Here is an 18,063-nt window from a genome sequence, read left to right on the forward strand (position 1 = left end):
TTAACATCAACCTTCCATCTTCTTATAAGAAGGCCCTTTTCGTATATTGATGTATGCCTTCAAAGTTTGCCCGTTGATTTCCGCTACGGGCACTTGCTTTCCGCGTGGAGGGACGGGAGTCAAATGCCCTTCGCTCCAATCAACTCAGATAGTCAAATTAAAAATACACTAATAAAGCAACAAACTTTACGAAAATAGCCTATAGGAAAAAGCTTTGGTGCACCATTTTATTGATAGTTACATACGATACCTTATCAGCTTTTGCCTATTTTTTCATTATATAGGCATAAACACAGACGAGCAAATGAGGAATACTCATGACTGTTTCATTACTGCCTATTACGATTGTTCCGATAAAAATGTTTCAATCAAATGAATATCGGATTCAAATAAGCCATTCACTCCTCAAATACTGGAATATTGATATAGATCGGCCCCTTATCATAACAATTGGCATAAATCGGGTGGAGGCGATCATTGAAGGGGCGGCCATCATGAAAGAGGAAATTAAATTAAGTGAAAATATTTTCCAAGAATTCTCACTTCCCATTCAGGAAAACCGTCTTCTGGCCAGCTACTCAAATAAAGATTCTACTGTCACATTCGGGCCGATTATTGGATTATTGACAGAGTTAAATGACCAAGAGGAAGGACCAGATTTCCGGTCTGTTCATACATTTTGCGAAGAATTACATGACATGATTTCAAATATAGGCGGATTTTTCTTCGTGTTTCAATTAAAAGATTGGACTGAAGGAAAGCTAAATGGCTTTTGTTTTCAAAATGAGCAGTGGCAAAAAACACCTGTCCCTCTGCCCGATGTTATTTATAATCGTATACACTCACGCAAACTTGAAGCAAGCCCATCCTTCCAAAAGTTCAAAACCGATATTGCCAGCTGGAATATCCCCATTTTCAACGATCAATTTTTATCGAAAGAAAAAGTCCATCAATATTTATATTCAGAAGAGCATATGCAACCATATCTACCGGAAACTGTAGCGATAACAGAAGCAGACTTTCAGATGATGATAAAAAAATACCCATCCCTTTATATAAAACCGATCCATGGAAGCCAGGGCCGGAATATCATACGGATTTCAAAGATAAATAAAAAACTGCTGGCGGAGATGTCAACAGGAATGGGGGAAGAAAACACCCGTCTATTTGACGACTATACTCGATTTTATCAGTGGTTTAAGCCCTATCTTAAAAATAGAACCTTTCTAGCTCAAGCATCTATTCCTTTAATGACTTACAAAAACAGGCCGCTTGATTTTCGAATCCTTTGCCATAAAAACTTTCGGGATTCCTGGAAAGCAACTTCTGCCATTGCACGAATTTCAGCCGATCAGCAATTCGTTTCAAATATTGCGAGAGGCGGAGAAATGATGAAGCCGTTTAACATCCTTGCCATTTTGTCCAATCGGAATACGGCCATTCAGCAGCTTGCATTAATGAAAGAACTTGCTGTCGAAGTCGCTTCCATTATTAGCCAACGAGCAGAGGGTTTAATTGGAGAATTAGGAATTGATATCGGAGTAGATCAAAATGGAAAACTGTGGATTATCGAAGTGAACGCCAAGCCTTCCAAGAACTTTGAAGGTCAAGATAAGAAAATCCGCCCATCAGCAAAAGCACTTATCGAATACTGTACGTTCTTAGCCTTTTCGAACGTAACAATAAAGGAGGAATGAAAAATGCTTTCATTCGGATTAATGACTTTAAATAAAAATAATGAACAAACCTATTTTTTCGAATTAGCGAGACGTGCGCATCATTTCGGAATCGAATGCTTCCGCTTCATCCCTTCGCTTATTAACCCGAGTACCGAGAAGGTGAACGGAGATCGATTCAACCCGATAACAAGTGAATGGGAGCCTAGTGAGTTTCCCATTCCAGATGTCCTCTATGACCGCTGTTTTTACGGAGAAGACACACATTCTAAACAATGTATGGCGATCGTGAAATGGCTGAAAACGAGAAATGATATTACGTTTTTAGGCTATGGCCTCCCAAACAAATTAGAATTATATGAAGCACTTCAGCATTCTAATTTAGCCCCCTATTTACCGAAATCAAAACCTCTCACTTCCGGTGAAAGCCTAATACAGGAGCTTGTTGCGAGAGAGCCTGTTGTCATTAAACCTGTAAACGGCTCACAAGGGCATGGCATTTATTATTTAGAAAAGGCCGGCAAGGAATTAATTGTTCGAACAGATAAACGCGACAAACAAATTACCCGGACATTTACCAATATCCCTGATGTAATTTCTTGGCTTAATCAGCTCATCGAAAAAAGAAGCTACCTCATTCAGCCCTATTTTGAACTTACAAATAGAAGCAATCATCCATTTGACATTAGAACTTTGCTGCAAAAGGAGGAAAACGGAATCTGGACAGAAATCGGCAAAGGCATTCGCACAGGTAAAGAAGGTGGGATCATTTCGAATGTAAGTGCAGGTGGAACGATTACAACTTTCGATTCTTGGCTGAATTCCCTGCCTTCTTCCCAAAGAGAATTTCTTCATTCCGAAATCAAAGATATTTTGAAGAGCATCCCTAAAATTGCAGAACAGGAATTTCCGCCTTTATTTGAGTTAGGTGTAGATATTGGAGTGGCCAAAAATGGAAGTGTTTGGATTCTTGACATTAATTCAAAACCCGGGAGAAAAGTTGTGTTAGAAACACAGCCTGAACTTAGTGAAAAGATCTATACAGCTCCCCTTCATTTTGCAAAAGCTATAACGAATTCTGAGGAAAAAGTTCAGCACTTTAGCAGACGCTAATATCCTGAACATAAATCAAATTCGCTTTGCGTATTTGCGCCAAGATATTTACCTTAGCTTGCTCGATAAATTCCTTTAAAAAATCGAAAGGCTCGCCGGAGGCTTATCTATATTCAGCCGGGGTTTAAACCCCTGCTAAATTGGATACCTGTTTGCATTATCTCACCACTTATAGAAGTGTAAGACTTCTGCTGAATAAATTAAAAGGAGACGTTCAAATGCGTAAACATTATCAAATTGAAATCCTTGATGACATCGTACAAAAAGTCTATATACCAGAAGGCTTAACCTCGAAAACAAAATTAACAAAAATTGCTTTTGGCACTCATTCTATTGAAACGGTGATCGAACGGCAGCCTAGAAATCGAAGTTCAATCGCTATTAGCCAAGACATCGCAGACTTTCTTAAATTCCCTGATTTAAAAATCCCACTGCATGCATTCATCGAGAACGAAACATTATATATCGGCCCTCTTGTCGGTATTTTCACATCGGGTTTCACCCCCTTCCCAATGCGGCCGGTTGGTGAACGCAGTTTATTTTTTGCAAAGCTTCTTTCTGTCAAAAAATCGGTTGGTGCATTGCCATTCCTTTTTGGGGAGCAGCATCTTAATTGGGAACAAGGAACCATCAAAGGTTTTTTCTATCATCGCGATGGCTGGGAGACGTTTGAGGTCCCTTTCCCGAACGTAATTTATGATCGGCTGCCGAATCGTAAAAGTGAAAGACATAGTGAGTTAAAAAAAGTAAAGGATCGTTTGCAGACGGAATATTTAATCCCATGGTATAATCCGGGTTTTTTTAATAAATTAGATGTGTACGAAAGACTGCAACAAAATGAAAACATTGCAGAATACTTACCTGAAACACATTCTTTCACTTCATTTTCCGAAATCGAACGAATGCTTTCTGATTATGGCCATGTTTTTATTAAACCGAAAAATGGCAGCTCTGGACTTGGAATCCACCAAGTTCTATACGATAAAATGGAAGGAACCTATTATTGCCGTTACCGTAATCAAACAGATGTTAATAAATTGATGAAGTATAACAGCTTAGAAGCGTTAATGAATCATATCTTTGCAGGTAAAAAGCTCGATCGGATGATCGTTCAGCAAGGGATTCACTTGATGCGAACCGATTCTCGGCCGGTAGACTTCAGGGTTCATACTAATAAAGATGATAAGGGAGACTGGCTCGTCACCGCAATAGCTGCAAAAGTTGCGGGGGCAGGCAGTGTTACCACTCACGTAAAAAGCGGGGGCGTTATCAAAACAATTGCTGAAGTATTCCCATCAAATGAAGAACAAAAAATGGCAGAAGCAAAACTTTCAAAAGCAGCTCTTGATATAAGTAAGGCAATCGATGAGAATATGGAAGGCATTATTGGTGAGATTGGATTTGATTTAGGGTTAGATCGAAAAGGAAATGTGTGGCTGTTCGAGGCTAATTCGAAGCCGGGAAGATCGATTTTTAAGCACCCGGAGCTGAGAGAATTTGATCTCCTAACTAGAAAATTATCGCTTGCATTTGCCGTTTTTCTTACAGAAAGAGCGATAAAAAGACCAGAGGATATATTCAAATGAACATTTACTATGATCGGAGAGCTAAAAAATGGTTCTTCCTTTCAAATCTGACAAAGATGACGTTCGGCAGCAGCCGGCTTCCTATTCAAAGTTTAGACGCATTGCCGGTAGACAATATTCATTCTTTTCAAGTTCAATCACTTAATAATAATATCGGTCCCTTGATCGGCATTTTGACGGGTAGAGGAAAGGATCATTCTGTTGTCGGGAATGGTCCTTTTTTTAAAGAACTTCAGAAAGAAATCTTGAAAAACGGTGGGATATCCGTTGTGTTTACCCCTCAGGATTTAAATGAAGAAACGATTGACGGATTTGTTTATTCACCTGAAGAAGGTAAATGGTTTCCAATTCTTTGTCCCCTTCCCCATTTAGTCTTTAATCGGGTGCCGTTTCGCAGCCTGGAAAAATCCAGCTCTTTTGAAGATTGCTTTCGTGTTTTTAAGGATCGTGACATTCCTTTTTTTAATCCTTGTTTTCTAAATAAGTATGAACTGCATCAATTGTTAATGAAAGACTCTATTCTTCGTCCTTACTTGCCTGAGACGATTTTAGCCAGTACGGAATCATTGCTTTATGAGTTCTTAAAAACACATAACAACCTATATTTAAAGCCTGTTTCCGGGGCAAAAGGGAAAGGCATTTATCAGATTTTCCTTCATCAAAACGAAACGATCGAACTGAATGGCCTAAAACAGAGTTATTCTTTCAGCAACTTCCCCGCCTTCTGGAATGAATGGGAAGATGCCTTAACAGAAGGTTTGTACATCGCTCAGGAGACAATTGTCCCCTCTTTGTTCGACGGCAAACGGTTTGATTTTCGTATTCTCGCTCATTCCACCAAAAAAGGTTATCAAGTTACAGGGACAGGCGTTCGCCTATCTAAGGATCAAGAAATTACAACTCATGTCCCTAATGGCGGTGTATTGATTCCATATGAACAGATTCAAACAGCTCAGCATGACCAATTTTTCGAAATGGTTGTCGAACGAGCAGGAAACATACTAACAGCAGAAAAGGGGTTTTTTGGCGAATTTTCGATTGATGCAGGGGTAACAGAAACAGGTAAATATGTGATTTATGAAATTAATTCAAAACCAATGAGTTTTGATGAAAAAGAAATTGAAAAAAGACGGATTCAGACATTGGCACAACTATTCGCAAAAATGGCGGGATTCGATTGATTTGATGCTGGTATCAGCTTTTTGGAAGTTGATACCAGCGGGTTCATTATAAAGTCGTCAACTTTTTCACATTATCTTCGGGATGCGCCTTCAGCAAACGAACGGAATTGATCTTTTAATTTCTGACGTGATTCCTTATTTCTTAAAAAATAGGCAGCCCCAAGCGCTAAACTTGCCATTGCCAATCTGTTTTTTTTCATTTTTTTGCCCCCTTTAATATGTTCCTGCTTGTTCATATTATTTTTGCCCTCGTATGCAGGTAAATAAACTGGATAAAACATGCCATCATTGGTGTGATTAAGTTGGGATGTAGAGAAAGAACAGGTAAAATAAACGTAAGGAGGCTGAAACATGTTAACCCATTTTCAATACAAGCCATTATATGAAAATAAACAAATCCCAGGATGGGGAATTTCCTTTTATTTCAATAAGCAGAAAATGACAGGGATTTATCACCCGGATGGAAAAATTGAATGGACCGCTCAAGCACCGAATGGGGAAGATGAATCAAAACTAATCAACCAAATTCACGAATTAATGCTATTTCATGTGTATGATAATCAACGATAATTGTCTTTTGTATGATTTAACCCCTTCTTTGGAAAAGTAAAATAAACGCTTTAAAGGAGGAATCAGCATTGCAAAAAGATAAAAATGTTCAAGCCTGTGAAGATTCATGCCATGAAGGAAGGGATAAAGCCTTTATGGACGTTGATCGCATGATTAACGAAGGAATGTCCGGCGGCTCGGTTCATATGCGTGCAGAAACAACAAATATTGAAGAAGCGAGAGAGCTTTTTGAGGAAGATCCTCCATTTAGGACGGAATGATTCATTGACATGATAAAGCGATAATATAGAAAGACACCCATTCTTATCAACTTTGGGTGTCTTTTCCTTTTGTCAGTCACCAAGATGGAGGAATATTCCTTATTTTGTTTCTCTCGGATAAAACATTCCTGTTATAATAAAGTATCCCATATCAAGTAAAGGAACCTGAAAAATGCTAATTAAATTACATGGCTTTTACGCCAATTCAATATTCAGTGAAGAAGCCCCAAGTTTTCAGATGCAAATGGGTCGTTATTGGTTTCACCATCATGACACAGGCAAATGGCTTGGTGTCCCAGTGGGGGAAATCAAGTATGAAGAACTCTTATTGCTAAAGACCTTATTTGATTTTTTCGAACCGACGATGATCAATCCGCCCTTCTTGCAAGGCTGGCATGACTTTTTATTCTCTCATGGTGAAATTCCGATTAAAGCAAAGGGGGCATCTTACAGAAGCATTCAATTTCAAGTTGCTGCAGAGGACTGGGAACGTGAAAATATTGAATCAGTCTTCAAAGGGTTTTTTGCAGGGAATTTATTAATTTTATGGATAAACCAAAACAAAGGAATGATTTTAGAAGAACAGAACACCGAAGCCCCAACTGAAGAAGATTTTTACTCCCTTGCAGCGACACTGGAAAGTGATTTTTATCTGAAAACATATTTTTATATGGGAATTCCGTGTACCGTGAATACTGACTTTCCAGATCATTTTCAAATGGAGAAGGAATTATTTAAAAATGGAATGAAATTACTTCCCTCCGAGAGGGTATTCACATTTGAAAAACTATTTCCTTCTTTAGTCATGTCTGGGATGCAGGAAGATATGAAATCCAGCCTTGCCCTTAGGCTGCAAATTTTAAAGGAAGATCCAGAGCTTATGACAACGCTTAAAGTCTTTTTACAAAATAATTCCAACGTTTCCTTAACCGCTAAAAAACTTTATATTCATCGAAATACGCTTCAATACCGGCTTGATAGATTTACAGAAAAAACGGGCATCAATTTGAAAGACTTCAATAGTGCTACAACCGTTTATTTAGCCTGCTTGCTCCATGATCAAATATAGCTGGTAGCAAGTACGATCATAATTTCAGCAGTATGCATAAAACGTTTTCATTTTTTTCGTGCAGTATACCCATATGGGAATCGAGTTTAATTCGATAAACTGATACAAAGCGAATTAATTATCGAACAATTCAGGAGGTTCCCACAATGGCAGAACTAAGATTAGATCAAATTTATAAGGTGTATGAAAATAAAGTAACCGCTGTAGAGAATTTTAACCTTCATATTCATGACAAAGAGTTTATCGTATTCGTCGGGCCTTCAGGCTGCGGGAAATCAACGACACTACGTATGATTGCTGGCCTTGAGGAAATCTCACAAGGAGATTTTTATATCGATGATAAACGAGTAAACGATGTGCCACCTAAAGACCGGGATATCGCGATGGTCTTCCAGAACTATGCATTATATCCTCATATGTCCGTTTATGACAATATGGCATTTGGGCTGAAACTTCGCAAATTCCCTAAGAGTGAAATCGAGCGCCGTGTAAAAGAAGCAGCTATAATTCTTGGGCTTGAGCCTTATCTTACTCGTAAACCAAAAGCACTTTCAGGAGGACAGCGCCAGCGTGTGGCATTAGGACGTGCCATTGTCCGCGACGCTAAGGTATTCCTAATGGATGAGCCTTTATCTAACCTTGATGCGAAGCTTCGCATACAAATGCGATCCGAAATTGTTAAGCTCCATCGACGTTTACAAACAACCACTATTTACGTAACACATGACCAGACAGAAGCGATGACCATGGCTACTCGTCTTGTCGTAATGAAAGATGGGATCATCCAGCAAGTCGGAGCACCTAAGGAAGTATATGAAAAGCCGGAAAATGTATTTGTTGGGGGCTTTATCGGCTCACCTGCCATGAACTTTATTAATGGAAAGCTAGAAGAAGGAAAATTTATCGTTGGTAAAACAAGTCTCTCCATTCCAAAAGGAAAAATGAGCGTTTTACGTGAACAAGGGTATGTCGGAAAGGAGATTATTTTCGGCATCCGCCCCGAGGATATTCATGATGAACCCGTATTTATTGACGCCTCGCAAGAGACAAAATTCAGCGCCCGTATCGATGTATCAGAATTAACCGGTGCTGAAACGATGATTTACTCAAGTATCGAAGGCCAGGATTTTGTAGCACGTGTCGATTCCCGAACAGATATCCACCCAGGTGATACAATCGACCTTGCTTTCGATATGAATAAAGTCCATTTCTTCGACAAGGAAACAGAGGTAAGGATAAGACAATTAAATGAATAATAGTATTGAACCCCATTACATTCTCTAGTAAAGGGGTTCTTTTTTTCATAATTGATCGAACTGATCATGATCATGAAATTTGCGATGTAATCCGAGCAACGAAAGATGTTAAATCATTGGAAAGTAAGTTATCGGCGACTTTTCTAATATATCAGCGACTTCTGATACTTTATCGGCGACTTTCCCTTTATATCAGCGACTTCCGGTACTTTATCAGCGACTTTTCCATAATAACGTATTATTCCGTTTGCTAAGCCCTACTCTTTAATGAATTTCACTTCATCATGTCCGCAAGCAACGCATTTGAGTAAATGTGGACATTCTTTTTTGGTATAGTCTGTTGGATAGCCGTCTGCTAATTTCAATTGATCAATCGGCATGTAGGGGCTATAGTTACCATAATAATCCATGATTCTTCCGTTATCACTTAATGCTTTTCCACAGACAGAGCATTTTGCATTGATTTTTTCAAAACCATTACAAATCGGACAGATGGCCATTACCCTAACCTCTCCATTCGTTATTCAATTTCATTCCTTATATCGTTCGTTTGTTTTACTTTTGTTATGTAAAAATCGACAGGAAATAATTCCCTATAAATTACAAGGAATAATCATGAAAAAAATAAACATAATAGATAGTAAACACAGCAACATGATCAACTTAACTTTATTCAGCTGAAGTCTCCCACTTCTATAAGTAGCAAGATGAATGCAAACCGATATCCAATTCAGTGGGGGTTCAAACTCCGGCTGAATAAAGTTAAGCCTCCGGCGGATGCCTCAGATTTTTTAAAGGAATTTATCGAGCAAGCTCGATAAAAATCTGGGCGCAAATTCGCCAAGGCGAATTTGATCCTATACCGATGGGTTAAACCATATAGAGGTAACAAGAAAATCTTGTGCTGGTGCAATTCCAGCTAGCCCAACCATAATTTAAAAAATAATGAGGAGATGAAGACATTATGAACCAAACTAGCAGAAGCAATTCCTCAAACCAATTACTTGTACCAGGAGTAGCGCAAGCTCTTGACCAAATGAAGTTTGAAATCGCAAACGAATTTGGCGTAAATTTAGGGCCTGATACAACATCTCGTGCCAACGGATCTGTTGGAGGAGAAATTACAAAGCGCCTTGTAGCAATGGCAGAACAGCAACTTGGCGGTACCCACTAATCATTTGTTAAAACCAATTAAATAATATCTGGATTGGCTCCCTTTCAAAGGGAGCCATTTATTATTGTCACACCATTTTATCCGGGTTTACCCACTCTTCGAATTGCTCGCTAGTAAGATATTTCGTTTTCAAGGCCGCTTCCTTTAATGTCGTATTTTCATTAAAAGCAAGCTTGGCAATTTCCGCTGCTTTTTCATAACCGATATGGGGATTCAGGGAAGTAACGAGCATCAGGGACCTTTTAACATGATCCTGTATTATCTCTTCATTTGCTTCTAAACCTGCTATGCATTTTTCATTAAAGGACTTCATACCATCCGACAAAAGACGAATACTTTGGATCAAATTGTAAATGATCACTGGCTTAAATACATTTAACTCAAAATTCCCTTGACTGGCGGCGAACCCGATCGTTGCATCGTTTCCAAACACTTGGCAGACGATCATCGTAAGTGCTTCACTTTGTGTGGGGTTTACCTTTCCAGGCATAATCGAACTGCCCGGTTCATTTGTTGGAATGGTTAGTTCGCCAATGCCACTCCTTGGCCCGCTTGCAAGCCATCTGACATCATTGGCGATTTTCATGAGATCAGCAGCTAGAGCCTTTAATGTCCCATGAACATGAACAATTTCATTATGGCTTGTCAAGGCCTGAAATTTATTCTCTCCCGATCGGAACGGGTGTCCCGTCAGTCGCGCTATTTCTTTTGCCGCCTCGGCCCCGAATGTTTCGTGTGCATTAATGCCTGTACCAACAGCTGTACCTCCAATCGCAAGATCGAGCAAATACGAAATAGCATCCACTATCATTCGTTCACTTTTTTCCAACATTGCACGCCATCCACTTATTTCCTGACCTAATGTTAATGGGGTTGCATCCTGCAAGTGTGTCCTGCCTATTTTCACAATATGTTTGTATGCTTCCTCTTTGATGCTGATGGTATTTTTCAATTCTTGCAAGGAGGGTAGCAGACTTTCAGACACTTCGATATATGCAGTAATATGCATAGCAGTTGGGAACGTGTCATTAGAGCTTTGGGACATATTTACATCATCATTTGGATGGATTTTCGTTTCTATATCTCCTTGTTCTTGCAATCGTTCATTCGCTCTATAGGCTACTACTTCATTTACATTCATATTCGTTTGGGTGCCGCTCCCGGTTTGCCAGACAGCTAATGGAAAATGCTCATCTAATTTCCCTTGGATGATTTCTGTAGTCGCTTCTACGATCGCATTCTTCTTTGCTTCAGGCAACTTCCCGAGTTTAAAGTTTACAATCGCAGCCGCACACTTTACTTTTGCATAAGCATAAATGACCTCGATGGGCATTTTCTCTAAGCCAATTTCAAAATTATCCTTGCTTCTTTGTGTTTGAGCACCCCAATATTTATCTGCAGGCACTTTAACCTCTCCAAGCGTATCTTTCTCAATCCGATAATCAGTCATATAATTCCTCCTCAAAAGAATATTATGCCATTCCAACATATATATTCTATTCCCTTAATTTCGAACTTTTATATAGACAGGGTGAAAAACACTTTCAAAAATTCATAAAAAAAACTGCTTTGCGAGTAGCAAGCAGTTTAAGATTTGACAATTGTATAGCCAATAAAATAAGTAAGAACCATAAAACTTGCAATCACTAAAGTAATTGATAACTCTTCCATCGTGAAACCCCCAAATAATAATTTTTTCTTTGATTACAGTAAACGTAACATATATAATTGGGGGATTTTCGATGAAATTAGCAACATTTCGTGTCAGAAAAGTGGACAAATTATGAACACATTTTCAATTTAGTACGGCGAACCTTTTGGCTGTTTTCGCATATATTTGTTTTTTTAGCCTACAAAGTTTGCCCGTTGATTTCCGCTGCGGGCACTTGCTTTCCGCGGGAAGGGACGGGAGCCTCCTCGGCGTAACCGCCTGCGGGGTCTCCCGCTTCCCTCTATTCCCGCTGGAGTCAAGTGCCCTCCGCTCCAATTTAACTCAGATTATTAAATAAAAATCACATTATAAAAGCAACAAACTTTGCGAAAACAGCCTTTTCTATTGAATGACCTTCATTTTGACGATATTAACAACGGTTCTATTCAATGAAAACAGCTGTTCCATACGCTATTATTTCAGAAGCATTCTGCATCACTGCTGAGCTTTGAAGACGCATTCCGACAATTGCGTTTGCACCTTGCCTCTTTGCATCATCAACCATTCTGCCAATTGCTTTTTGCCTTGCTTCGTCCATCATTTCTGTGTATTCCGATATTTCTCCGCCAACAATCGTCTTTAGGCCGGCCATGATGTCCTTTCCAATATGCTTGGATTGAATGCAGCAGCCTTTGACAAATCCTTTTAAATCCTTAATTTCTTTCCCGGGAACAGTTTCAGTAGTTACGATAATCATTTCGATCGTCCTCCTCTTTTTCTTTTTTTCGTTCTATAAATAATAGGACAAAAATCGCGACAACCATGACAGCATACAAAGCATAAAATAAGATGGCAGCCTTGAGATTAATGAACAGCATAACAAGCCCTATAAGTTGACCACCAACAGCAATCAGCAAAAACAACTGCTTTAATTTCCCCATTTCATAATCGTCCCTTTTTCCTCCAAATTTTCCTCACAAAAATTAGATATACGAGGGTTGGCATCGGTGCCTGTATTAAACCAACAATGCCCCATAGCCAATAATTATGTCCATGCTTTCTTGCGTTCGTAAACAGGAAAATGCTCTGACTGATAAGAATGATGGCAACAATTATAAGCAAATGAGGGCTGATTTCATTACTCATGTTTCATTCACCTGTTTTCCATTCCAGATCGCAAAATAAGCAACGATAAATACAGCGACAAGCCCTTGGATAGCAACAAAGACAATTGGGGTGCTATATAATGTGAACAACACTGCACTTAAAATAAACATGGCAATCACTGCAAAAAGGGCTACATCCATAAAAAGCCTTTTTCTCAAAGTCTTTTTTTGTTCAACAACTAAATTTTCGAACCATTCCAGGTTTGGTGTATGGACCGGAACATGTTGTTCAACTGATTCCAATCCATCTTCAATTTCTTTAACAATCGCTAATAAATTTTTATCTAGATGTTCGTCGTCCACTTGATTAACTTTCCTCGACATCATTTAGCTTTAGCTCCTTTCTGACAGCCTTAATTCCATTATGAACCCTTGACTTGATTGTCCCAGATGAAAGATTCATCATTTCTCCAATTTCTTCGTATGAATAACCATAATAATGCTTTAAGATAATTGGCATACGAACGTCCTCTGCTAAATTCCCTAGGGCAGACAAAGTATCATTCCATTCTTCATTCCGGCTTTCCATATGCCATTTCAACTTTCGGAATACCTCTTCCTCCTGCTGCCAGCTTTTTTCTCTTTTATATTTCCGCTGCTGATCAATGTAAATATGTGTTGCAATCGAAATGAGCCATGTAGAAAATTTCGATTTTCCTTCGAATAAGTGGAACTTCTCAATACACCTACCCATTGTCTCCTGAGCGAGATCTTCAGCTGTATCAGGATTCATCGTCACTTTTATTAAGTATTTGACCAAGAAGGGGTAATTTTTCTGAAAAAGCATGGCAAAAGCGCGCTCGTCACCTCGTTTGGCACTTTTAATGAGTTCATTCTCCTCCATTGACTACTATTCCTCTCTTTCCCCTCATCCCGCTTCTTCAATGACTGTATTCATTTGTTAGACGGTCAAGGTTACTATTTCGTTCATTTTATTTGCATCAAAATTTTAAAATAAAAAATCATTGAATCACTGCAAATTTTTCCTCCCTTAAGAACGGAAGATCGTGACTCTCAGCCCGATTATACATATTTTAATCCGAGATCGGAGACAATATTGCTAGCAAATAAGAATTGGGGGGAATTGACATGGAAACAGGACATCAAGTCGGCTTAACTTCTGCTGAAATAGCAAATATTTGGGCAAAATACCAAAATGATACGATGGCTATCTGTGTTCTGAAATATGCGCTGTCCACCGTTCAAGATACAGACATTCGGAGCGTTTTAGAATTTTCTTTACAATTATCTCAATCACATGTCGAACAATTAACAGCTATGTTTAACGAAGAACAACTTCCCATTCCAGATGGATTTAACGAAAATAACGACCTTAATTCACAAGCCTCTCCTTTATTTACAAGACGGGACTTAGGCGCACTTTATCCTCGATCAATAGCAGAAATCGCCCAATATGGAGAAGATGGAGCAAATATCATGATTGATAATCGTTGGCTTGAGCAACCACCGCAAGCAGCAGACCGTTATCAGTTAGCCAATAAGATGTGAATAATATGTCAAAGGTCGGACGCTTGGAGAAAGTCCTTTGGAGTATTGCATTTCCCGGCTTTGGGCAATTATTAAATGGGAAGTTTCTCAAAGGATTACTTTTGATTATATTAGAAGTAATAATCAACGCTCAATCAAAGTTTAATAAAGTGATTGTTTATAGCTTTCAAGGCGATATTCACGCAGCTATTGACCACGCCAATTATCAATGGCTCATGTTCTATCCCTGTGTTTATCTGTTTTCAATTTGGGACGCTTATAAAGATGCCGGAGGAGGGAAAACACCTTTTTCTTTTCTTCCGTTTGTTTTTAGTGCTTATTTTGTAACCGTAGGGCTCATCTATTCCTCAAGTCTAAAGGTATTTGGAGTGCTTTTCGGTCCTGTTTTTTTACCAATGTTATTTTTAATTCCCGGAATCACCATCGGCCTCCTTTTAAAAATGGCATTAGGAAATTTAAATATCTTTCGGACTTAGAATGATTGGGATTACTTAATGATTTTTTTACGTGAAGGAGTTGTATTAAAGATCCTTTAATTCAAAGCTGGTTTCGCATAGATTATTACTGTAGGTACCGATGTGAAACTTTTTGCTACTAAAGTTTAAGAAAAGAGCCTAATTCAAAGAAAAGTGAGGACGCAGTGTCCTCACTTTTCTAGTTATCCTTCTCCCCTTTATCCTTCTTCTTCCTTTTTTCCCTTTCCTTTTCGAGTTTCTTCTTCCTTTTTTCCCTTTCCTTTTCGAGTTTCTTTTTCCATTTATCTGTCTGCTTATTGAGGCTATCTGCAAATAGTTTTTTTTGCTGTTCTTTTTGCCTTTTTTCCATGAAAGTTGCAATATGTGGGACATTGAAGGCAACAGCCTCTTGATTTCTCAATGCTTTTGACATGATCTCTCTGAAAATCGGTGCAGTGCCTTCACTGCTAGTTGATGTTAGAAAATGATCTTTATCGGTTTTATCGTATCCAACCCAGACTGCCCCGACAAGCTGAGGAGTGTATCCGACAAACCATTGGTCTTTTACGCCATTTATACCTTCAATTGGCACTTGGGTCGAACCCGTTTTACCAGCCACTTCTCTGCCTGGAATTTGAGCAGCTCTCCCTGATCCATGTTCAACGACACCAAGCAGCATCGTTGTCATTTTATCTGCGACATCTTTTGTCGTGACTTGCGTTTTCGTTCCGTTCCACTCTGCGACAGTGTTCCCATTCGAATCCTCTATTTTAACAATGGCATGGGCTTCGAACTTTTCGCCGCCATTAGCAAACACCGTATAAGCTTCGGCCATATTCAGCGGGGAGACTCCCGTACTTGTGCCCCCGAGTGCAAGTGCTAAATTCCGGTTAATCGCTTCTTCTGGAATCCCAAATCTCTTGGCAGCCTCTATCCCTTTTTCAATTCCGATCTCATTCAGGAGCCATACTGCAGGAAGATTAAGAGAATCTTTTACAGCTTCATACATCGGAATCCGGCCACGGAATTGGTGGTTATAGTTATTCGGTTCGTAATCTCCGAACTTCATTTTCTCATCTTTTACTTCATCTGTAATATCCCAGCCCATTTCAAGAACAGATGTATACGGCACGAGTGGCTTCATCGTTGAACCTGGCTGCCCCACTGGATGTACTGCACGATTAAGCCCTAACAGTGTATGTTCGCCTCTTCCACCGACAAGTGCCCGAATGCCTCCGCTTTTCGGATCAATCAAAATCGCCCCGCTTTGGACGATTCGATCCTCTTTGCCCACAGGAAAAATGGAATTATTCTTGTATGTTTCCTCAACTCCCGCCTGCATAGCTGGATCAAGCGCAGTATATATCTGATAGCCTCCAGTCAATAATTTATCCAGAGACAGTCCGTATTTCTTCATTCCTTCCTCTAAAACATGATCAACATAATATGGATATTTCCCTTTGAAAGGATCTCCACCTTTATCATCAAAAACTAATGTTTCACCTATTGCTTCATTATATTGCTGCTCTGAAATAAACCCATGCTCCTTCATTTGCTGTAAAACGAGGTCTCGTCGTTCAAGCGCTTTCTGTTCATTTTTATATGGATTGATCGCAGATGGAGCATTAACGATACCTGCCAATAAGGCGGCTTCACTAACAGTCAGATCCTTAACCTCTTTCCCGTAATACTTTAATGCTGCACGTTTGATACCCCATGCCCCTTCTCCAAAATAAATCTGATTTAAATACATTTGGAGAATTTCATTTTTTGTATATTTCTTTTCGATTTCTCTTGCTAGGAAAAATTCCTCCAGTTTTCGTTTATATGTTTTTTCAGGGGAAAGCATGGCGTTTTTCGTTAATTGCTGGGTGATTGTACTCCCGCCTTCTATCACTCCCCCTGCCTTCATATTTCGGAATAGCGCTCTTCCGATGCTCGTAAAATCAACACCGTTATGCTCATAAAATCGATGGTCCTCGATTGCGATAACCGCATTGATCATATGCTCAGGGATTTCTTCGATCCGGACACCTTCAATTTTATTTGCTGAAATTTTGCTTGCGACCTCTCCGTTCAGATCATAAATAACGGTCGATTGCTCCATCCCATCTTTTAATGCACTAATATCCGCATCATTTGCAAAAAAAGCAAAAAAGCTTAAAAAAGCCAATACTGCTATTGATGTCAAAAGAATGGCAATTTGAGTCATGTGCAACTGCTTCCAAATCCTTTGGATTCTATTAATAACATGTATTTTATTGCCCATATTTCCTCCACTTTATGAAACTATTTTCTAAGGTGTTTTTACCGTAAAGGCTTAGCCTTGGCTATAAACAATTCGAGATGGAGTCATTTCTTATGGGGGCTAGAAGATAATTATTGAGGCTTGGGACTGATTTCTGATGAGAAGGAATGCGCTTGATAATCAGGATTGTGCTCGATAATATCGGGCGCGTACGTCGAAAAAGCTTCCACGCCGAAACATTTTCTTAACATTTCATAAAAAGTGGTGCAGCCCTTAGCATGCTGCACCACAAAAAACGCTATCTTCCGCCTTTTTCAAACACTAATTCAAAAAATCGTTCTTTACATGAGGCTTCATCAAAGCTGCTATATATCCGGAAGTGATCCTCATCAATGATTCGATAATGCTGGCTAATAATATTCTGCTGCAGCAGAAGTCCATTTTGTTTTGCTACTTCTCTCCACCAAATTTTCCCGCCGAGCGTTTTTTCTTTCCGATAGTCAATCCCTTCCCGAGCAATTGTCTCTAAAACTTCCATCGGTTCATTTCCAAATAAGAATCGAACAGTTTCTGTTTCTCGAAAAAGAGCACAAACAGCCACAACTGTCGACCAACCGGCCTCTGCTCTCCCTTTTTCAATTTGGACAAGGGTTTTTTTGGAGACACCAATAATTTCAGCCATCTTATCTTGTGTATATCCGGCCTCCGTGCGGATTAAGCGCATTTTTTCAGATACTTTATAAATAATTTCGTCTCGGGTCAATGTCGGCTTCATTCCCTTATATCTTTTCGTGTATTTTTACACTGATAACTTCATTATATAGGATGTAATCGAAATATTACAATTAAATAAGGGACACCTACATCGAAAAGGTGAAAAAATAGCACGATCGGGGGGGATTCGTGCCGACGAACATAACACTTAATTCCATAGAAAGAATTTTACTTTTTGGTTGTTTTCTAAAAGATTGTTGCTTTTATCAACATTGAAAACGGTGAGTGGATTGGAGCGGAAGGCACTTGACTCCTCGAAAATGCTATCGCATTTCCTTCGTGCGTGGGCAGATTCAAGGATGTAAATTCAGTATCCTGCGGGAGATAGAGGGAAAGTCGAGACCCCGCAGACGGAACGTCGAGGAGGCTCGACTT

Annotated in this window: 21 protein-coding genes; 11 read left to right on the forward strand and 10 right to left on the reverse strand. The window is 39.3% G+C overall.

Annotated features, from left to right (window positions below; translation table 11 throughout):
• Window positions 1-317 precede the first annotated feature (317 nt).
• The 4 genes from BGM26_RS13715 (at window position 318) to BGM26_RS13730 (ending at window position 5,556) form a co-directional block, all read left to right on the forward strand.
• Window positions 318-1,697: a YheC/YheD family endospore coat-associated protein gene (locus BGM26_RS13715; protein WP_254119285.1), complete on the forward strand. Its 1,380-nt coding sequence runs from the start codon at window positions 318-320 to the stop codon at window positions 1,695-1,697.
• Between the two features lie 3 nt (window positions 1,698-1,700).
• On the forward strand, window positions 1,701-2,789 hold the full coding sequence (locus BGM26_RS13720; RefSeq protein ID WP_217040344.1) for a YheC/YheD family endospore coat-associated protein: 1,089 nt from the start codon (window positions 1,701-1,703) through the stop codon (window positions 2,787-2,789).
• 218 nt (window positions 2,790-3,007) lie between these two features.
• Window positions 3,008-4,375: a YheC/YheD family endospore coat-associated protein gene (locus BGM26_RS13725; protein ID WP_217040345.1), complete on the forward strand. Its 1,368-nt coding sequence runs from the start codon at window positions 3,008-3,010 to the stop codon at window positions 4,373-4,375.
• Window positions 4,372-5,556 carry a YheC/YheD family endospore coat-associated protein gene (locus BGM26_RS13730; RefSeq protein WP_217040346.1) on the forward strand — a complete coding sequence of 395 codons (1,185 nt, stop codon included), beginning with the start codon at window positions 4,372-4,374 and terminating at the stop codon, window positions 5,554-5,556. The genes BGM26_RS13725 and BGM26_RS13730 overlap by 4 nt, the downstream gene beginning before the upstream one ends.
• A gap of 71 nt (window positions 5,557-5,627) precedes the next feature.
• Here the strand turns inward: BGM26_RS13730 and BGM26_RS21715 are convergent, their stop codons facing one another.
• Complete coding sequence (locus tag BGM26_RS21715; RefSeq protein WP_302053233.1) at window positions 5,628-5,756, reverse strand: hypothetical protein; 129 nt, start codon at window positions 5,754-5,756, stop codon at window positions 5,628-5,630.
• Window positions 5,757-5,907: 151 nt separating this feature from the next.
• Between BGM26_RS21715 and BGM26_RS13735 the strand changes: the two genes are divergently transcribed.
• The 4 genes from BGM26_RS13735 (at window position 5,908) to BGM26_RS13750 (ending at window position 8,711) form a co-directional block, all read left to right on the forward strand.
• Window positions 5,908-6,126: a YheE family protein gene (locus BGM26_RS13735; RefSeq protein WP_217040347.1), complete on the forward strand. Its 219-nt coding sequence runs from the start codon at window positions 5,908-5,910 to the stop codon at window positions 6,124-6,126.
• A gap of 68 nt (window positions 6,127-6,194) precedes the next feature.
• Window positions 6,195-6,386 carry a hypothetical protein gene (locus tag BGM26_RS13740; RefSeq protein WP_217040348.1) on the forward strand — a complete coding sequence of 64 codons (192 nt, stop codon included), beginning with the start codon at window positions 6,195-6,197 and terminating at the stop codon, window positions 6,384-6,386.
• Between the two features lie 172 nt (window positions 6,387-6,558).
• Window positions 6,559-7,455 (forward strand): PucR family transcriptional regulator, encoded by an 897-nt coding sequence (locus BGM26_RS13745; RefSeq protein ID WP_217040349.1) that lies wholly within the window; start codon window positions 6,559-6,561, stop codon window positions 7,453-7,455.
• Window positions 7,456-7,601: 146 nt separating this feature from the next.
• Window positions 7,602-8,711 (forward strand): ABC transporter ATP-binding protein, encoded by a 1,110-nt coding sequence (locus BGM26_RS13750; RefSeq protein ID WP_217040350.1) that lies wholly within the window; start codon window positions 7,602-7,604, stop codon window positions 8,709-8,711.
• 257 nt (window positions 8,712-8,968) lie between these two features.
• On the opposite strand, the gene BGM26_RS13755 is transcribed toward BGM26_RS13750, so the two are convergent.
• Entirely contained in the window at window positions 8,969-9,211 is a 243-nt protein-coding gene (locus BGM26_RS13755; RefSeq protein WP_217040351.1) for a hypothetical protein, read from the reverse strand.
• A gap of 464 nt (window positions 9,212-9,675) precedes the next feature.
• Between BGM26_RS13755 and BGM26_RS13760 the strand changes: the two genes are divergently transcribed.
• A complete protein-coding gene (locus BGM26_RS13760; RefSeq protein WP_217040352.1) occupies window positions 9,676-9,885 on the forward strand; it encodes an alpha/beta-type small acid-soluble spore protein in 210 nt (69 codons plus the stop codon).
• 67 nt (window positions 9,886-9,952) lie between these two features.
• On the opposite strand, the gene fumC is transcribed toward BGM26_RS13760, so the two are convergent.
• From fumC to sigY, 6 genes are all read right to left on the reverse strand, one after another.
• A complete protein-coding gene (gene fumC / locus BGM26_RS13765) occupies window positions 9,953-11,335 on the reverse strand; it encodes a class II fumarate hydratase (RefSeq protein WP_217040353.1) in 1,383 nt (460 codons plus the stop codon).
• A gap of 643 nt (window positions 11,336-11,978) precedes the next feature.
• Window positions 11,979-12,293 (reverse strand): YbjQ family protein, encoded by a 315-nt coding sequence (locus tag BGM26_RS13770; RefSeq protein ID WP_217040354.1) that lies wholly within the window; start codon window positions 12,291-12,293, stop codon window positions 11,979-11,981.
• Window positions 12,274-12,477: a hypothetical protein gene (locus tag BGM26_RS13775; protein ID WP_217040355.1), complete on the reverse strand. Its 204-nt coding sequence runs from the start codon at window positions 12,475-12,477 to the stop codon at window positions 12,274-12,276. The genes BGM26_RS13770 and BGM26_RS13775 overlap by 20 nt, the downstream gene beginning before the upstream one ends.
• A 1-nt stretch (window position 12,478) precedes the next feature.
• A complete protein-coding gene (locus BGM26_RS13780) occupies window positions 12,479-12,682 on the reverse strand; it encodes a sigma-Y antisigma factor component (protein ID WP_217040356.1) in 204 nt (67 codons plus the stop codon).
• A complete protein-coding gene (locus BGM26_RS13785; protein WP_217040357.1) occupies window positions 12,679-13,029 on the reverse strand; it encodes a YxlC family protein in 351 nt (116 codons plus the stop codon). The genes BGM26_RS13780 and BGM26_RS13785 overlap by 4 nt, the downstream gene beginning before the upstream one ends.
• Complete coding sequence (gene sigY, locus BGM26_RS13790; protein WP_217040358.1) at window positions 13,010-13,546, reverse strand: RNA polymerase sigma factor SigY; 537 nt, start codon at window positions 13,544-13,546, stop codon at window positions 13,010-13,012. The genes BGM26_RS13785 and sigY overlap by 20 nt, the downstream gene beginning before the upstream one ends.
• A gap of 245 nt (window positions 13,547-13,791) precedes the next feature.
• On the opposite strand from sigY, the gene BGM26_RS13795 reads away from it, so the two are divergent.
• Both BGM26_RS13795 and BGM26_RS13800 read left to right on the forward strand, forming a co-directional pair.
• Window positions 13,792-14,211: a DUF3231 family protein gene (locus BGM26_RS13795; RefSeq protein ID WP_217040359.1), complete on the forward strand. Its 420-nt coding sequence runs from the start codon at window positions 13,792-13,794 to the stop codon at window positions 14,209-14,211.
• Between the two features lie 5 nt (window positions 14,212-14,216).
• A complete protein-coding gene (locus BGM26_RS13800) occupies window positions 14,217-14,687 on the forward strand; it encodes a hypothetical protein (protein WP_217040360.1) in 471 nt (156 codons plus the stop codon).
• Between the two features lie 178 nt (window positions 14,688-14,865).
• On the opposite strand, the gene BGM26_RS13805 is transcribed toward BGM26_RS13800, so the two are convergent.
• Together BGM26_RS13805 and BGM26_RS13810 are read right to left on the reverse strand one after the other, a co-directional pair.
• Window positions 14,866-16,935, reverse strand: coding sequence for a transglycosylase domain-containing protein (locus tag BGM26_RS13805; protein ID WP_217040361.1), 2,070 nt, complete (start codon window positions 16,933-16,935; stop codon window positions 14,866-14,868).
• A gap of 277 nt (window positions 16,936-17,212) precedes the next feature.
• Window positions 17,213-17,677, reverse strand: coding sequence for a helix-turn-helix transcriptional regulator (locus BGM26_RS13810; protein ID WP_217040784.1), 465 nt, complete (start codon window positions 17,675-17,677; stop codon window positions 17,213-17,215).
• Window positions 17,678-18,063 lie beyond the last annotated feature (386 nt).

This window comes from Bacillus sp. FJAT-29790, from assembly GCF_019039215.1.
GTDB lineage: Bacteria > Bacillota > Bacilli > Bacillales > Cytobacillaceae > Cytobacillus.

Excerpts from the sequence above, each read along its gene's own strand:
- BGM26_RS21715 (WP_302053233.1), bottom strand. The coding sequence starts at position 5,756 with ATGAAAAAAAACAGATTGGCAATGGCAAGTTTAGCGCTTGGGGCTGCC.
- BGM26_RS13715 (WP_254119285.1), top strand. The coding sequence starts at position 318 with ATGACTGTTTCATTACTGCCTATTACGATTGTTCCGATAAAAATGTTT.
- BGM26_RS13780 (WP_217040356.1), bottom strand. The coding sequence starts at position 12,682 with ATGAGTAATGAAATCAGCCCTCATTTGCTTATAATTGTTGCCATCATT.
- BGM26_RS13720 (WP_217040344.1), top strand. The coding sequence starts at position 1,701 with ATGCTTTCATTCGGATTAATGACTTTAAATAAAAATAATGAACAAACC.
- BGM26_RS13730 (WP_217040346.1), top strand. The coding sequence starts at position 4,372 with ATGAACATTTACTATGATCGGAGAGCTAAAAAATGGTTCTTCCTTTCA.
- BGM26_RS13750 (WP_217040350.1), top strand. The coding sequence starts at position 7,602 with ATGGCAGAACTAAGATTAGATCAAATTTATAAGGTGTATGAAAATAAA.
- BGM26_RS13745 (WP_217040349.1), top strand. The coding sequence starts at position 6,559 with ATGCTAATTAAATTACATGGCTTTTACGCCAATTCAATATTCAGTGAA.
- BGM26_RS13755 (WP_217040351.1), bottom strand. The coding sequence starts at position 9,211 with ATGGCCATCTGTCCGATTTGTAATGGTTTTGAAAAAATCAATGCAAAA.
- BGM26_RS13805 (WP_217040361.1), bottom strand. The coding sequence starts at position 16,935 with ATGGGCAATAAAATACATGTTATTAATAGAATCCAAAGGATTTGGAAG.
- BGM26_RS13795 (WP_217040359.1), top strand. The coding sequence starts at position 13,792 with ATGGAAACAGGACATCAAGTCGGCTTAACTTCTGCTGAAATAGCAAAT.
- BGM26_RS13800 (WP_217040360.1), top strand. The coding sequence starts at position 14,217 with ATGTCAAAGGTCGGACGCTTGGAGAAAGTCCTTTGGAGTATTGCATTT.
- BGM26_RS13770 (WP_217040354.1), bottom strand. The coding sequence starts at position 12,293 with ATGATTATCGTAACTACTGAAACTGTTCCCGGGAAAGAAATTAAGGAT.
- BGM26_RS13775 (WP_217040355.1), bottom strand. The coding sequence starts at position 12,477 with ATGGGGAAATTAAAGCAGTTGTTTTTGCTGATTGCTGTTGGTGGTCAA.
- BGM26_RS13725 (WP_217040345.1), top strand. The coding sequence starts at position 3,008 with ATGCGTAAACATTATCAAATTGAAATCCTTGATGACATCGTACAAAAA.
- BGM26_RS13760 (WP_217040352.1), top strand. The coding sequence starts at position 9,676 with ATGAACCAAACTAGCAGAAGCAATTCCTCAAACCAATTACTTGTACCA.
- fumC (WP_217040353.1), bottom strand. The coding sequence starts at position 11,335 with ATGACTGATTATCGGATTGAGAAAGATACGCTTGGAGAGGTTAAAGTG.
- BGM26_RS13785 (WP_217040357.1), bottom strand. The coding sequence starts at position 13,029 with ATGATGTCGAGGAAAGTTAATCAAGTGGACGACGAACATCTAGATAAA.
- sigY (WP_217040358.1), bottom strand. The coding sequence starts at position 13,546 with ATGGAGGAGAATGAACTCATTAAAAGTGCCAAACGAGGTGACGAGCGC.
- BGM26_RS13735 (WP_217040347.1), top strand. The coding sequence starts at position 5,908 with ATGTTAACCCATTTTCAATACAAGCCATTATATGAAAATAAACAAATC.